Here is a 14,326-nt window from a genome sequence, read left to right as displayed (position 1 = left end):
CGACCATGCTGTTTGGTGCACTCCCCAGCACAGTTGCCCAGGGCAAACCCTGTCCAGACAGGCCGCATGCGTTTCTCAAGGAGACCCGGTGATGCAGAGTTCAAGCAACGCGTCGGCGCTGCGCCAGCCGGCGCCGGCCGGTGCCGGTTGGATGCAGGGCCTGATGGGCGACATGGACGAAGCCGCGCCCGGCCTCGGGCTGGCGCAGCGCCTCGTGGTGGGCGTCGAATTGCGCGTCATCGACGGGCGCCTGGCGCCCGGCACCAAGATGCCGTCGGTGCGCGCGCTGGCCGGCAAGCTGGGCATCAGCACCTTCACCGTCACCGAGTCGTACAGCGCCTTGCGTGCACGCTCGGTGCTGGCCTCGCGGCCGGGCAGCGGCTACTACGTGCTGCACCGGCCCGCGCCTGCGCCGGACGCTGCGACTCCGCCCGCGGCCGAGGCGCACGCGGACCACGACCGACCGCCGCCGGCCGAATACCGTGGCGACGAACTGGTGCGCGAGGCCATGCGCCGCGTGGCCCGGGCGACCCCCGAATGGGACGACGGCGCCAGGCCCGGGCTCGGGCTGGCGCGATTGCGCGAACGCATCGCCGCACGCCATCGCACCGAGCTGCCCGCACTCGGTGCGCAGCAGGTGATGACCGCCGCCGGCAGCCTCGGCGCCGCGATGTGCCTGTTGCAGGCGTGGACCGCGCCCGGCGACGCGGTGCTGATCGAGTCGCCTGCGTCGCGCCAGCTGCGCCGGCTGATCCACACGCTGGGCCGGGGCACGCTGGAAGTGCCGCGGCGCGGCGGCTGCCTCGACATTGCCGCGCTCGACGAGCAGGCCGCCTTGCTGCCTGCGGAGGGCAGGCGCCGGCTGCTGTTCGTGTCGACGGCCGTGTCCAATCCGCTGGGCGTGTGCATGACGCCGCAAGGCGCGCACCAGGCGCTGCAGGCCGCCGAGCGGCACGACCTGCGCGTGATCGAGCTGGACGCCTGGCGCGGGCTCTCGCCGCTGCAGGCGCCCAGCCTGGCGGCCATGGACGGCCTGCAGCGCGTGGCCCAGGTCGGCAGCGTCTCGGCCACGTTGTCGGCCCGGCTGCGGCTCGCGCATGTGCTGTTGCCGCAGCGCTGGACCGACGACCCCGCGCTGCGCTGCCTGCACACCACGCTCGGGCCGAGTGAGTTCGAGGAACGCGTGGCCTGCGAAGTGCTGGCCGACGCCGGCCATGCGCGCTTTCTGCAGCGGCTCAACACGTCCTTGAAGATCGCCGGCGAGCGCACCCTGTCGCTGCTGACCGGCGCGGGCCTGCAGGCGCTGTGCGTGCCCGATGGCGGCCCCTTCCTCTGTGCCGGCTGGCCGGCCGGCAGCGAGCCGCGGCCGTCGAGCGATGCGGTGCTGCTGGAAGCCCGCAAGCAGGGCCTGCCGCTCACCGCCGCCGCGGACTTCTGCACCACGCCGCAGCCCTTCGCGTGGTTCCGGTTCAACGTCACGCAGTGCGGCGACGAGCGATTGGTGCGCTTCCTGGCGCGGATCAAGCACCCATGAGCATCGCGCCACGTCCCCCTGCGGTGAAGCGCCAGGCGCGCCGCCAGAACCTGGAGAGCGCCATCCTCGCCGTCGCGCAGGAGCGCTTTGCGCTGCACGGCTATGGCGGCGTGTCGGTCGACGACATCGCGGCCGATGCGGGGGTGTCCAAGCAGAGCCTGCTGTACTACTTTCCCTCGAAGTCGGCGCTCTACCGGCGCGTCTTCAACGATGTGCTGGATTCATGGCTGTCGAACCTGGACAGCCTCGCCGATGCCGACCTCGATCCGCACGCGGCGCTGGAGCGCTACGTCACGCAGAAGCTCAAGTTCTCCTACGACCACCCTTCGGGTTCGCGCCTGTTCGCGCAGGAAATCATCTCGCAGGCGCCGCAGTGTGCGGACGATATCCAGGCCAAGCTGGTGCCCGCCTTTCGCGCCGAGGCGGCCGTGCTGCAACGTTGGATGGCGGGCGGCGACATCGACCCGCTGCCGGTGCCGCACCTGCTCTTCACGCTCTGGGCCATGACCCAGACGTATGCCGACTTCGCTTGGCAGATGCGGATGCTGCTCGGCAAGCAGGCGCTGGAGCCGGAAGATTTCGACCAGGCGCGCGAGACGATCATGCGGATGCTGGAAGGGGCACTGGGCTTGTCGCGGCCCGCGACGTCGGCGGTGGTGGCGAGCCCGCCGTGGAACGGCTGAGCGCCGCTTCCACAAGGAACAAGGGCGTTCAATGCGCCGCGTCGGCCGGCGCTTCCCACGCAAAGCCGACGCCATACACCGACCGTATCCAGTCGTGCGCGGGCGTCACCGCGCCGAGCTTGCGGCGCAGGTTCTTCACGTGGCTGTCGATGGCGCGCTCGGTCACGTCCACGGTGTCGTCGTAGGCCAGCTCGAGCAGCCGCGCGCGCGAGAAGATGCGGCCCGGGTGCCGCGACAGCACCTGCAGCAGCCCGAACTCGCGGCGCGTGAGGTTCAGCGGCGTGCCGTCGAGCGAGGCGCGCCAGTGCACGTCGTCGAGCACGAGGCCCGGTGCGTCGTCCGAAGCAGTCGGCTGTCCCGGCACGGAAGCAGGCGCGGTGCGGCGCAGCACGGCGCGCACGCGCGCCACCAGCTCGCGCGGCGAGAAGGGCTTGCACACGTAGTCGTCGGCGCCCAGCTCCAGGCCGAGCAGACGGTCGACCTCTTCGATGCGTGCGGTGAGCATGATGATCGGGTGCGCCGTGTGCTCGCGCGCGCGGCGCAGCACCTCGATGCCGTCGAGGCGCGGCAGCATGATGTCGAGCAGCGTGAGGTCGGGCGGTGCGGCGACGATGCGTTCGAGCGCGCTCTGCCCGTCGGCGAAGTGTTCGGTGTCGTAGCCGGCGTGGCGCAGGTAGTCCTGCACCACGGAGGCGATGTCGAGTTCGTCCTCGACGATCACGATGCGTGTCATGCGGAGGCCGCCAGCGGAAGGGTGATCGTCATGCGCAGCCCGCCCAGCGGCGAGGGCGCCGCCTCGATGCTGCCGCCGTGCGCTTCGAGGGTTGCGCGGCAGATCGACAGGCCCAGGCCCGAGCCGCCCAGCGCGCGGCTGCGCGAGGCCTCGCCGCGGAACAGGCGGTCGAAGAGCCGCGGAATTTCGTCCTCGGGTACGCCCGGTGCGCTGTCGTCGAACACCAGCGTGAGGCAGTGACCGGTCCATGCACCTTCGACGGTCACGCCGATGCGCAGCGCGCCGCCGGCATCGGTGTAGGCCAGCGTGTTCTCCAGCAGGTTCATGAAGACCTGGTGCAGCCGGTGCGCGTCGCCGTCGATCACCGGCTGGGCCGAGGCGGCGATGCGGTCGATGGCGTCGCGATCGACCGCGATGCCGCGCTGCGTGAAGCGGTCGCGCGTGTGGTCGAGCGCCTCCTTCAGCAGCGACAGCGGATACACCGGCGCTTTCAGCAGGTCGCTCTGGGGCTCGCGCATGCTGCTGCGCAGGTCGTCGACCAGCTGGCCGAGGCGAATCACCTGCCGGTGCATGCGCAGCGCGGTGCGTTCGTCGAAGCTGCGCACGCCGTCCTGCAGCGCCTCGATCTCCGCGCGCATCGCCGCCAGCGGCGTGCGCAGCTCGTGCGCTGCGTCGGCCAGCCAGGCGCGGCGCGAGGCCTCGACGGTGTCCAGGCGCTGCGCCATGTCGTTGAAGGTCTTGCCCAGCAGCGCGAGTTCGTCCGAACCGTGGACCGCGACGCGCGTCGAGAGCCGTCCGCGCGCCACGTCTTGCGCGGCCTGCGTGAGCGCATCGATGGGCTTGAACCAGCGGCGCGCGAGCAGCCACGACAGCACGAGCGCGAAGGCCAGCCCGCACAGCCCGGTGAGCGCGATCACGCCCGATTGCTGCGCAAGAAAGGCGCGGTCGGCTTCGCTTTCGAGGCCCTGCACCGGGGCCAGGGCGAGGTAGCCCACGACGGTGCGCCCGCGCCGGATCGGCAGGCGCGCGGCGGTGGCCAGGTCGAGGGTGGCCCCGACCACCCACGCGCCTTGCGCATCGAGCAGGGCCAGGCGGCGGTAGATCGAATCGGGCGGGCCCGACAGGCCGGGAAAGAAACCCGGCGGCGGCATCAGGAAGCGACGGGGCAGCAGGTCGAGCTGCGGCGGCGGCAGCGGGGGCGAGGCGGTGGGCGAGATGCCGGAGGACGGCTCGGTGTGCTGCGTGTTGTCGCTCGGCGTGCGGCGCTCGTACCAGGGCGGCAATCGCCGGTCGTCGGGCGTGGTGGCGCCGTCGATCACCATCGCCAGCTGGCCCATCTGCAGGCGGTGCCAGGCGTCGTCGTTGTCGCGCAGCTTCTTCCAGTCGCCGTTGGCGGTGTAGTGCTTCAGCAGCAGCTGCGAGAGCCAGTCCATGCGGCGGATCTCGATCTCGGCCACGTAGGCGCCCAGGCCCCGCTGCAGCGCGACGATCGAAAAGCCCACGAAGCTGAGCAGCAGCACGATCAGCAGGGCGGCCAGCGCCAGGAACATCTTGCGGGAGAGTGTCAGGCGCGGCATGGGCTCGGCGGCGGAGGCATGGGCGCATTCTGCGGCATGCGTTTCGGGGGCGGGGACGTCATAGGCAAGCCGCCGATCATGGCGCCGGATTGGGGAGGAATCTGGGAGAGGCCGCCTTGCCGCGCCTCTCCCACATTTCTCCCGATTCGAATCGCACGATGCGCGCCATGACACCGGACACGCACCGCTCCCGCCCGACCTTTGCCTTCCACGCGCTGGCCGCCGCCGCGCTCGCCTGGGCCCCGCCGGGGCATGCGGCGCCCGCATCCACACCCCCGGCCGACACCGATGCCGGCCTGCTGTTCTTCCTGCTGACGGCGCTGTTCTGGGTCGTCACGCATGTGTGGACGCTGCTCGTGGTCTGGGCCGAAGCGCGGGCCTCGGGCGTGCAGGCACCTGCGAAGAAGAAAGAGGCGGCCCATGGCCGATGAAGCGATCGGGCGCCGGGGGCTTGCTGGCTGCGATCGGTGCGGCGTGCCGCCGCGCACCGAAGGCTGAGCGGTGTTGCGCATGCCCCTCCGGTCCACCATGTCCGCTGATTGGCGGGTGACGCCGCGCGCTGCGATGCGCGCGCTGGCGCACACCTGCGCGGGGTGCCTGGCGTTCTGCAGCCTGGCGTTGGGCATCAGCGTCGCGGCACGCGGTGCCTGCGTCGAGGCACGGCAGGCGGCCGTGCGCAATGCCAGCCTGTCGACGCTGGCGCCGATCATGCAAAGGCGCAGCGAAGGCCGCACGCCGCGCGGCCCCGGCCCGTGCAAGGCCAGGTCCACCTTCAGCCCGGCCGTTCCGCGAAGCTGAACCCCACGCCGTAGACCGAACGAATCCAGCCGTGCGAGGGCGACACGGCCGCGAGCTTGCGCCGCAGGTTCTTGATGTGCCCGTCCACCGCGCGCTCGTTCACGTCGAGTGCTTCGGGGAATGCCGCTTCGAGCAGCTTCGAGCGTGTGAACACGCGCCCTGGCTCGCGCGAGAGCGCACGCAGCAACAGCAGCTCGCGGTGCGTGAGCGTCAGCGGCCGGCCTTCGAGCCACGCGTCGCCCATGGCGCTGTCGAAGGCCACGGAAGGCGAGGCCATGCCCACGTTCAGGTCGCGCTGCGCACGCCGGCGCAGCACCGTGTGCACGCGCGCCACCACCTCGCGCGGCGAGAAGGGCTTGCAGACATAGTCGTCGGCGCCCAGGTCGAGCCCGCGCAGCCGGTCGGCCTCGTGCGCGCGCGCCGTCAGCACGATGATCGGGTGGTCGCTGCGCGAGCGCACCTGCTCGATCACCTGCAGCCCGTCGATGCGCGGCAGCACCACGTCGAGCAGGGTGAGCGCCGGCGGCGAGTGGGGCGCATGCAGGATGCGGTCTAGCGCAGCGGCGCCGTCGCCGAGCTGCTCGACCTCGTGGCCCGCGCGGTGCAGCAGGTCCAGCAGCACCGACGCGATGTCGCGTCCGTGTTCCACCAGCAGGATGCGGCTCATGGTGTGGCGGGCCGGTTCAGAACGACGTGCCGATCTGGAACTGGAAGCGCTGCGTGCGGTCGGCCGCGATGCCATTGGCCGTGTCCTCCTTCTGGTAGACGATCGGCACCGCATACGCCAGGCGCAGCGGGCCCAACGGCGAGATCCAGCTGATGCCCAGCCCGGCCGAGGCGCGCAGGCGGTTCTGCGCCTTCCACTGCGCGTCGGTCATGCTCGCCGTGCGTTCGGCGAACACGTTGCCCGCATCGAAGAAGGTGTACAGGCGCAGCGACTTGTCGTTGCCCGCGCCGGGGAAGGGCGTGGTCAGCTCCATGTTGAAGATCGCCTTGCGCGTGCCGCCCAGCGAACCGCCGGTGACCGCGTCGGTCGGGCCCAGCGAGTTCTGCTCGAAGCCGCGGATCGAGCCGAGCCCGCCCGCATAGAAGTTCTTGAAGATCGGGAAGCTGCTGCCGCCCAGCGCCTTCGCATAGCCGAGCTGGCCGTTGAAGGCCAGCGTGTACTGCTTGGACAGCGGCACGTACTGCTGGTACTGGTAGTTGGTCTTCAGGTAGCGCAGTTCGCTGCCCACGCCCAGCTCGAGGTTGGCGCTCTGCAGGCGCCCGCGCGTGGGCACCAGCGCGCTGTCGCGGTCGTCGCGCGACCAGCCCACCGTCGCCGGAATGCCCACCACGTTCTTGCCCGCGCACACCACGCTCGGCGCCGTGCCGGTGCACTGGAAGTAGTCGAGGTAGGCCTGCGGCGTGGCCGTGTAGACGTACGAACCATTGACCAGCGTGTACGAGCCGTTGGTGCCGGGCGTGAACGCATAGCGCTCCACGCCGATCCCCAGGTACACCGTGTCCAGCTCGTTCACCGGCAGCCCGAAGCGCACCGAGCCGCCGTCGCTGGCGAGCTTGTAGTTGCCGTCGGCCTCGTAGTAAGGGCGCGTGGTGGTGTGGAAGAGGTTGAAGGTGCGCGAGATGCCGTCCTTCGTGAAGTACGGGTCGGTGGCCGTGAGCGACACCGAGCGGTTGTACGCGCTGGTGTTGACCTGCAGCCCGAGGTAGTTGCCCGAGCCGAACACGTTCTCCTGCGTGATGCCGAAGCTCAGCGAGATATTGTCGGTCGACGAGTAGCCCGCGCCCAGCTGCAGCGCGCCCGTGGGCTTCTCGGTCACGGTGACGTTCAGGTCGACCTGGTCGTTGCTGCCCGGCACTTCGGCGGTCTCGACGTTCACGTCGGTGAAGAAGCCCAGGCGGTCGACGCGGTCGCGCGAGAGCCTGATCTTCGTGCCGTCGTACCAGGCGCCTTCGTACTGGCGGAACTCGCGGCGGATCACCTCGTCGCGCGTGCGCGCATTGCCGCCGATGTTCAGGCGCCGCACGTACGCGCGCCGCCCGGGCTCGGCGTTCAGCACCATCACGACGCGGCGCTGGGCGCGGTCGATCTCGGGCTGCGCCTTCACGCGCGCGAAGGCGTAGCCGAAGGTGCCGAAGTGGTCGGCAAAGGCCGTGGTGGTGGCCGCCACGTCTTCGCCGTTGTAGGGCGCGCCGGGGCGCACGCTGACGAGCGACTTGAACTCGTCCTCGCGCCCCAGGTAGTTGCCCGCCAGCTTCACACCGGCCACGGCGAACTTCTCGCCCTCGCTGATGTTCACCGTGAGTTCCAGCGTCTGCCGGTCCGGCGAGATCGCGACCTGCGTCGACTCGATGCGGAACTCGAGGTACCCGCGCGTCAGGTAGAACGAGCGCAGCGTTTCCAGGTCGGCGTCGAACTTGGCGCGCGCGTACTGGTTCGACTTCGTGTACCAGGCCAGCCAGCCGCCGCTGTCCTGGTCGAACAGGTCGAGCAGCGTGCGTTCGTCGAAAGCCTGCGGCCCGACCACGCGCACCCGCGTGATGCGCGCCGGCTCGCCCTCCGTCACGCTGAACGTGAGGTTGACGCGGTTGCGCTCCAGCGGCGTGACCGTGGTGACGACCTGCGCGTTGTAGAGGCTGCGGCCGATGTACTGGCGCTTGAGCTCCTGCTCCGCGCGGTCGGCCAGCGCCTTGTCGAACGGCCGGCCTTCGGCCAGCCCGATGTCTCGCAGCGCCTTCTGCAGTGCGGCCTTGTCGAATTCCTTGGTACCCGAAAAGTCGACGTCGGCCACGGTCGGCCGCTCTTCGACGATGACGACCAACACCTGGCCGTTGATGACGTCGATGCGCACGTCCTTGAAGAGCCCGAGGTCGAACAGCGCGCGAATGGCCGCGCTGCCGCGGTCATCGCTGTACGTGTCGCCGGCCTTGAGGCCCAGGGTTGCGAACACCGTGCCGGCTTCGACGCGCTGCAGGCCTTCGAGGCGGATGTCCTGCACGGTGAACGGGTCGGCGGCCTGTGCGGGGCAGGCCGCCATCGCGAGGCACAGCGCAGCAAGGGCTGCGAGAGACTTGGGAGGGATCGTCATCATCACCGCATGGTCTTCACCAATGTCGGAGGAATGTGGGACGCCCTCCCGCTTGCAGGGCCGGGTGGCAAGCCGTCGTTACTGCAATCCCATGGCGCTCACGGCGGACCACGACACCGCAGGCCGTTCGATCCGTTCGCGGCAGTTCTGCGCATGCGTCTCCAGCGACAGATCGCCCTGGATCTCCAGCAGCCGCTGCACCGTGCGATCGACCGCGTGCGCGTCGAGCAGCGGATACGTGCGCGCCGTGCGCCCGTTGTTGCGCACCAGGCGCGCGATGTACGGCAGGTCCTGCTGCGTGATCACGGCCGCGGGCATCACCCCTTCGAGTTCTACGCCTTCGCAAGGCAACAGCACGAAGTACTGCAACCGCAGGTCGTCCGGCAGCAGGCTGCGCAGCTGCGTCGTCTTGCGCCCGCCCTGCCAGGCCGGGTCTTTCACTTCACGCGCCCGCGTGCAGCCATGTAACCGCAGAAACCAGCGCGGTGGCGCCTCGTCGGACTTCTTGCGATAGACGAACGCGTTACGCCAGGCCTTGATCTCGAACAGGTAGACGCCCGTCTCGCACACGATCACCGCATCGATGCGCGCGGTGGGCACGGCGCAACCGGATGGCATCGGGATGATGAGGTTGCGAAGAATGCGCAGATGGGAAAACGCGGGGCTGAACGCGGTGGCGAGCTGTTGCACACCGAGCGATGCGGCGACCGCGCTTTGCTGCAAAACAATGGTCATGTCGAACTCCTTCGGAGTGGTGAGCATTGCCGGGCTTTTGGGAGACTTCTGGTATACGCGCTCTGGCGGTGGTGGGAACGCACCCGGCAGGCGGTGCGGCGCGGGCGGCCCCACTGTGCCGGCCCTTCGGGCTGCCCTGCGGTGCTCGCATTTCGCGGGGTCTCGCAGAACTCGCTTCGCTCAAACAGCTGCGAGCCCTGATCCGCGAAACGCTGTGCGCCTCGGCGGCACAGAGGGGCCGCCCGCACCACACCGCCTGCCGGGCGCTTGTTGGGGCGTGAGTGCAAAACAACACATGGCCGCCGTGAGGTGGCGTCCACCAGATTCCTCCAATTTTGAACAGGACCATCCGGTCAGCGGCTCGATGAAGAGCAGCTGCAAACCCCGGAGAAACCTGAATGAAGAAATCCCTCACGGCACTCGCCGCGCTGGCCGTCACCGGCCTGGCCTCTGCCCAATCGTCGGTCACCCTGTTCGGCGTCGTCGATGCCGGCGTGAGTTACCAGAGCGCCACGTCGCGCAACCCCGTCACCGGCACCACCAGCAAGCAAAGCCAATGGAGCCTGGCCAACTCGGGCTACAACTCCAGCCGCATCGGCTTTCGCGGCACGGAAGACCTGGGCGGCGGGCTCGCGGCGAGCTTCTGGCTCGAGGCGCCGATTAGCAACGACGACGGCGCAACGGGCATCGCCAACTTCAACCGCCGTTCCACGGTCAGCCTGTCGGGCGGCTTCGGTGAAGTGCGGCTGGGCCGCGACTACACGGCCACGTTCTGGAACGACACGGTGTTCGACCCGTTCGGCACCAACGGCTCGGGCTCGAGCGTGATCAACACGGTGAGCGGCAGCACCGCGCTGGGCAACACGAACTACGTGCGCGCCAGCAACATGGTCGGCTACTTCCTGCCGCCGAACCTGGGTGGCTTCTACGGCCAGCTGCAGTACAGCCTGAACGAGAACACGAAGACCAGCGCCACGGACACCACCGCCGCCACCAGCAGCAGCGCAGGCCGTTATGTCGGCGGGCGTTTCGGCTATGCGAACGGTCCGCTGGACATCGCGCTGGCGGTGGGCCAGAACGTCGCGGCCGACACCACCACGCTCACGCGCAAGGTGCAGACCATCAACCTCGGTGCGTCGTACGACTTCGGTCCGGTCAAGCTGTTCGGCGAGCTGTCGAACGTGAAGAACAAGTTCGACCTCGCGGCACTGGGCGACCGCCACGACAGCTACAACGGCTACCTGATCGGCGCGAGCATGCCGGTGGGCGCGGGCCTGATCCGCGCGTCGTACTCGACCGTTCGCTACAACGAAGGCGCGGTCGGCGTCACGGGCGACGATCCGCGTTCGAACAAGCTCGCGATCGGCTACGTGCACAACCTCTCCAAGCGCACGGCGCTGTACGCCACCGTGGCGCGCGTGAGCAACCGCAACGACGCGAACTACACGGGCAGCCTCACGGCCGCGAGCACCACGGGCTACGGCAGCACGGGCGTGGGCTACACGGGCCTGCCGCGTTCGTCGACCGGCTACGACTTCGGCATTCGCCACGCGTTCTGATCGGCCCCCGTTCGCGTGCGGCGGCGCGGCCGGCGCACGCGAACGGTCCGTGCCGTCGAACATGCAACGCATCGATTCACATGATCCGAATTCACCACCTCGCAGGCGTGCTGGCAGCGCTCGGCCTGTCGGGCTGCATCGTGCTGCCGCCGCCTCTCTTTCCGCCGGGGTTTCGCGGGGAGGGGCCGCCCCCGCCCCGGTGCGGGGCCCCGAGCGCCTGCGCGCGGCCGGCCTTTCCCGAAACGCGCTGAGGACTGTCGACCATGTACGGCAGTCAGCTCGGCTTGATCATTGCCACGCTTATCGGCCTTGGGCTCACCGGCGTGCTCGCGCTGATGGGGGCGCTGTTCGTCGCCAATGCGCGCGCGGCGGCGCATGCCCGTGGCCTCGCCCAGCAGGCCCGGACCGAGCTGCAACAGCAACTGGCGGACAGCCGCGTGCAGGACCTGCGGCCATTGCTCGGCGCTGAATCGGGCGATGCAACAGCGCTGCGCCTCGATGTAGACCTGCCTGCAGAGGCAGTGCCGGTCTTCGGCATTCCGTCGGAACTGCGCGAGCTGCTGGCCAAGGTGGCCGCGCATGCCGCGCGCGTGATGGCGGCGGGTGCGACGCTGCAAGTGCGCGCGCGCATCGAAGGCACGCAGGCGGTCATTCACTGGCGTGACCTCGACGCAGAAGGCGAACGGCCACCGCTGGCGCGCTTCTTCGATGCGCTCGACGCCGCCTCGCTGGCCAGTGCGCGCATCTGCGAGCGCATCGCGGGGCGCCACGGCGGGCGCATCTATTCGGCGCCGGACGACGGCGGCGTGCTCGGCCTGACGCTGCGCCTGCCGCTCTACGCGCCGGTGACCGCCGGATCAGTCGACTGAGGTGCGCGTCGGCCCCGACGCGGCCGGCGGTGCCGATACACCCGACAGTTCGAGGGCTTCGAGCGCCTCGTACTCCACCGCCAGGAAGTCCACCAGCTTGCGCACCGACGGCAGCAGGCCGCGGCGCGACGGGAACACCGCGTGCACGATGCCGCTGCGCGGCGCCCATTGCGGCAGCGCGTCGACGAGGCGGCCGGCCTGCAGGTCTTCGCGCACCATCATCGTCGGCATCTTGGCCACGCCCACGCCCTGCAGGGCGGCATGCCGCAGCGCGGCCATGTCGTCGGTCACCAGCCGGGGCTGGTGGCGCACCTCGGCGCTCGCGCCGTCGGGGCCTTCGAGCGACCAGGTGTGGTGCGGCTGGGCCGGGCCGAGGTCGAGGCTGGGCAGCAGGCCGATGTCGGCGGGGCTGGCCGGCGCCGTCAGGCCTTCGAGCAGGCGCGGGTGGGCCACCAGCCGCTGCGTGCTGTGGCCCAGCACCTTCATCACCAGGTCGGTGTCTTCGAGCGGCGGAAAGCGCACGCGCAGCGCGAGGTCGAAACCCTCGCGGATCACGTCGACGCGGCGGTTGGTGCTTTCCAACTGCACGGTCACGCGCGGGCATTCGGTCATGAAGCGGGCGAGCATTTCGGCCACCTGGTAGTACACCAGCGCCGGCGGGCAGGACAGCCGCACCAGCCCCTGCGGCTGGGCCTGCAGGCGGTCGATGGCCTCCTGCGCGGCGTCGGCTTCGACCAGCATGGCGACGCAATGTTCGTAGTACTGGCGGCCGATGTCGGTGACGCTGAAACGGCGCGTGGAACGCTGGATGAGGCGCACGCCCAGCCGCTCTTCGAGCAGCGCGATGCGCCGGCTCAGGCTCGACTTGGGCACGCTCAGCGCGCGGCCGGCCGGGGCAAAACCGCCGTGGTCGACCACCTGGGCGTAGTAGTAGAGATCGTTCAGGTCGCGCATGGCTGGGGGGCCTCCGTGCCGTTGATCGTTCGTCAAATGGAACGATGAGGGCGAATTCTGGCATCTACTCAAAGCATCGTTGCGGCCCCATCCTTGATGCATGGCTTTCCCGCACCGGGCGAGCCGCCAGATGGAAAGGAAAGACCCCATGAAGAAGATCCTCGGCACCTACAGCGCCCCGCGCCCGCACTGGGTCGGCGACGGCTTTCCTGTGCGCTCGCTGTTCAGCTACGACACGCTGGGCCGCCACGCCAGCCCCTTTTTGCTGCTGGACTACGCTGGTCCGGCCCAGTTCACCCCGACCGCGCAGCCGCGCGGCGTGGGCCAGCACCCGCACCGCGGCTTCGAGACCGTGACCATCGTCTACAAGGGCGAGGTGTCGCACCGCGACTCGACCGGGCAGGGCGGCACCATCGGCCCCGGCGACGTGCAATGGATGACCGCCGGCGCGGGCATCCTGCACGAGGAGTTCCATTCCGAAGCGTTCACGCGCGACGGCGGCGAGCTCGAGATGGTGCAGCTGTGGGTCAACCTGCCCGCCAAGGACAAGATGGCCACGCCCGGCTACCAGGCCATCGTCGATGCGCAGATTCCGTCGGTGCCGCTGCCTGAAGGCGCGGGCAGCGTGCGCGTGATTGCGGGCGACTATCTCGGCAACAAGGGGCCGGCGCACACTTTCACGCCGATCGACGTGTGGGACCTGCGCCTGAACCAGGGCGCGCAGGTGACGCTGCCGGTGCCCGAAGGCCACGCCGCCGCCATCGTGGTGCTGCGTGGGACGGTGCAGGTGAACGGCGAGACGGTGGTGCGCGACGCCCAGATGGTGCTGCTCGACCGCACGGGCGATGCGCTGACGATCGACGCCAACAACGACGCGGTGGTGCTGCTGCTGAGCGGCGAGCCGATCGACGAGCCCATCGTCGGCCACGGCCCGTTCGTGATGAACACGCGCGACGAGATCGTGCAGGCGATGAAGGACTTCGGCAGCGGGAAGTTCGGGCAGATGCAGCCGGCTTGAGCCCCTGCGTTCCGGTCGCGAGACACCGCAGAACCGGCTTTGCCGGGCTGCTGGTGTCGCCCCCGGTAGGGGGTTGGAGAAGCGACACGAAGTGCGCGAAGCCTGGGGGCGAGCCTAAGCCGTCAGCATGCCGCGCGTTTCGATGAAAGCGACGACCTCGGCGACGCCGGTCAGCGTCTTGAGGTTGGTCATCACGTAGGGGCGCTGGCGGCGCATGCGCTGGGTGTCCTGTTCCATCACGTCGAGGTTCGCGCCGACGTAGGGCGCGAGGTCGGTCTTGTTGATGACGAACAGGTCGCTCTTGGTGATGCCGGGCCCGCCCTTGCGCGGGATTTTTTCGCCGGCCGCCACGTCGATCACGTAGATCGTGAGGTCCGACAGCTCGGGGCTGAAGGTGGCCGCGAGGTTGTCGCCGCCCGATTCGACGAACACGATGTCGGCGTCGGGAAAGTCTTCGAGCATGCGGTCGATGGCTTCGAGGTTGATCGACGCGTCTTCGCGGATCGCGGTGTGCGGGCAGCCGCCGGTTTCCACGCCCATGATGCGCTCGGCCGGCAGCGCGCCGGCCACGGTGAGCAGGCGCTGGTCTTCCTTGGTGTAGATGTCGTTGGTGATGGCGACGAGGTCGTACTTGTCGCGCATCGCCTTGCAGAGCATTTCGAGCAACGTGGTCTTGCCCGAGCCGACGGGGCCGCCGATGCCCACGCGCAGCGGCGGGAGCTTCTTGGTGCGGTTCGGGATGTGGTGCAGGGCGGAGGTCATGGGCGGAAAGGT

The 14,326-nt window shown here is 69.6% G+C and carries 14 protein-coding genes; 7 read left to right on the top strand and 7 right to left on the bottom strand.

Annotated features, from left to right (window positions below):
* Positions 1 to 91: 91 nt before the first annotated feature.
* Positions 92 to 1,534 (top strand): aminotransferase-like domain-containing protein, encoded by a 1,443-nt coding sequence (locus tag CLU95_RS09155; protein WP_180288570.1) that lies wholly within the window; start codon positions 92 to 94, stop codon positions 1,532 to 1,534.
* The gene (locus tag CLU95_RS09150; RefSeq protein ID WP_099792428.1) at positions 1,531 to 2,217 is read left to right on the top strand and encodes a TetR family transcriptional regulator C-terminal domain-containing protein; all 687 of its coding nucleotides are present in this window, start codon (positions 1,531 to 1,533) and stop codon (positions 2,215 to 2,217) included. The genes CLU95_RS09155 and CLU95_RS09150 overlap by 4 nt, the downstream gene beginning before the upstream one ends.
* A 28-nt stretch (positions 2,218 to 2,245) precedes the next feature.
* Here the strand turns inward: CLU95_RS09150 and CLU95_RS09145 are convergent, their stop codons facing one another.
* Both CLU95_RS09145 and CLU95_RS09140 read right to left on the bottom strand, forming a co-directional pair.
* Positions 2,246 to 2,950 (bottom strand): response regulator, encoded by a 705-nt coding sequence (locus tag CLU95_RS09145; RefSeq protein ID WP_099792426.1) that lies wholly within the window; start codon positions 2,948 to 2,950, stop codon positions 2,246 to 2,248.
* On the bottom strand, positions 2,947 to 4,527 hold the full coding sequence (locus CLU95_RS09140; RefSeq protein WP_099792424.1) for an ATP-binding protein: 1,581 nt from the start codon (positions 4,525 to 4,527) through the stop codon (positions 2,947 to 2,949). Before CLU95_RS09140 ends, CLU95_RS09145 begins: the two co-directional genes overlap by 4 nt.
* A 158-nt stretch (positions 4,528 to 4,685) precedes the next feature.
* On the opposite strand from CLU95_RS09140, the gene CLU95_RS09135 reads away from it, so the two are divergent.
* Positions 4,686 to 4,958 carry a hypothetical protein gene (locus tag CLU95_RS09135; protein WP_099792422.1) on the top strand — a complete coding sequence of 91 codons (273 nt, stop codon included), beginning with the start codon at positions 4,686 to 4,688 and terminating at the stop codon, positions 4,956 to 4,958.
* A 97-nt stretch (positions 4,959 to 5,055) separates the two neighbouring features.
* The gene (locus CLU95_RS09130) at positions 5,056 to 5,325 is read left to right on the top strand and encodes a hypothetical protein (protein ID WP_143605981.1); all 270 of its coding nucleotides are present in this window, start codon (positions 5,056 to 5,058) and stop codon (positions 5,323 to 5,325) included.
* Here CLU95_RS09130 and CLU95_RS09125 read toward each other — a convergent pair.
* The 3 genes from CLU95_RS09125 to CLU95_RS09115 form a co-directional block, all read right to left on the bottom strand.
* Positions 5,300 to 5,992, bottom strand: a complete 693-nt coding sequence (locus CLU95_RS09125) for a response regulator (RefSeq protein ID WP_099792416.1) — start codon at positions 5,990 to 5,992, stop codon at positions 5,300 to 5,302. The genes CLU95_RS09130 and CLU95_RS09125 overlap by 26 nt on opposite strands.
* Before the next feature lie 16 nt (positions 5,993 to 6,008).
* Complete coding sequence (gene bamA, locus CLU95_RS09120; protein ID WP_099797181.1) at positions 6,009 to 8,417, bottom strand: outer membrane protein assembly factor BamA; 2,409 nt, start codon at positions 8,415 to 8,417, stop codon at positions 6,009 to 6,011.
* A 78-nt stretch (positions 8,418 to 8,495) separates the two neighbouring features.
* A complete protein-coding gene (locus CLU95_RS09115) occupies positions 8,496 to 9,152 on the bottom strand; it encodes a nuclease-related domain-containing protein (RefSeq protein WP_099797180.1) in 657 nt (218 codons plus the stop codon).
* A 398-nt stretch (positions 9,153 to 9,550) separates the two neighbouring features.
* Here CLU95_RS09115 and CLU95_RS09110 point away from each other — a divergent pair, with 398 nt between their 5' ends.
* Both CLU95_RS09110 and CLU95_RS09105 read left to right on the top strand, forming a co-directional pair.
* Positions 9,551 to 10,711: a porin gene (locus CLU95_RS09110; protein WP_099792414.1), complete on the top strand. Its 1,161-nt coding sequence runs from the start codon at positions 9,551 to 9,553 to the stop codon at positions 10,709 to 10,711.
* Positions 10,712 to 10,974: 263 nt separating this feature from the next.
* The gene (locus CLU95_RS09105) at positions 10,975 to 11,580 is read left to right on the top strand and encodes an ATP-binding protein (RefSeq protein WP_099792412.1); all 606 of its coding nucleotides are present in this window, start codon (positions 10,975 to 10,977) and stop codon (positions 11,578 to 11,580) included.
* On the opposite strand, the gene CLU95_RS09100 is transcribed toward CLU95_RS09105, so the two are convergent.
* Positions 11,569 to 12,534 carry a LysR family transcriptional regulator gene (locus CLU95_RS09100; protein WP_099792410.1) on the bottom strand — a complete coding sequence of 322 codons (966 nt, stop codon included), beginning with the start codon at positions 12,532 to 12,534 and terminating at the stop codon, positions 11,569 to 11,571. The two genes, CLU95_RS09105 and CLU95_RS09100, sit on opposite strands and share 12 nt — an antisense overlap.
* A gap of 148 nt (positions 12,535 to 12,682) precedes the next feature.
* Between CLU95_RS09100 and CLU95_RS09095 the strand changes: the two genes are divergently transcribed.
* Complete coding sequence (locus tag CLU95_RS09095; RefSeq protein WP_099792408.1) at positions 12,683 to 13,552, top strand: pirin family protein; 870 nt, start codon at positions 12,683 to 12,685, stop codon at positions 13,550 to 13,552.
* A 114-nt stretch (positions 13,553 to 13,666) separates the two neighbouring features.
* Here the strand turns inward: CLU95_RS09095 and ureG are convergent, their stop codons facing one another.
* Positions 13,667 to 14,314 (bottom strand): urease accessory protein UreG, encoded by a 648-nt coding sequence (gene ureG / locus CLU95_RS09090; RefSeq protein ID WP_099792406.1) that lies wholly within the window; start codon positions 14,312 to 14,314, stop codon positions 13,667 to 13,669.
* Between the last annotated feature and the right edge of the window lie 12 nt (positions 14,315 to 14,326).

It is taken from the genome of Variovorax sp. 54 (assembly GCF_002754375.1).
GTDB lineage: Bacteria > Pseudomonadota > Gammaproteobacteria > Burkholderiales > Burkholderiaceae_C > Variovorax.
The sequence above is the reverse complement of the archived record's forward strand: the minus strand, read 5'-3'. Positions and strand labels throughout refer to the sequence as shown.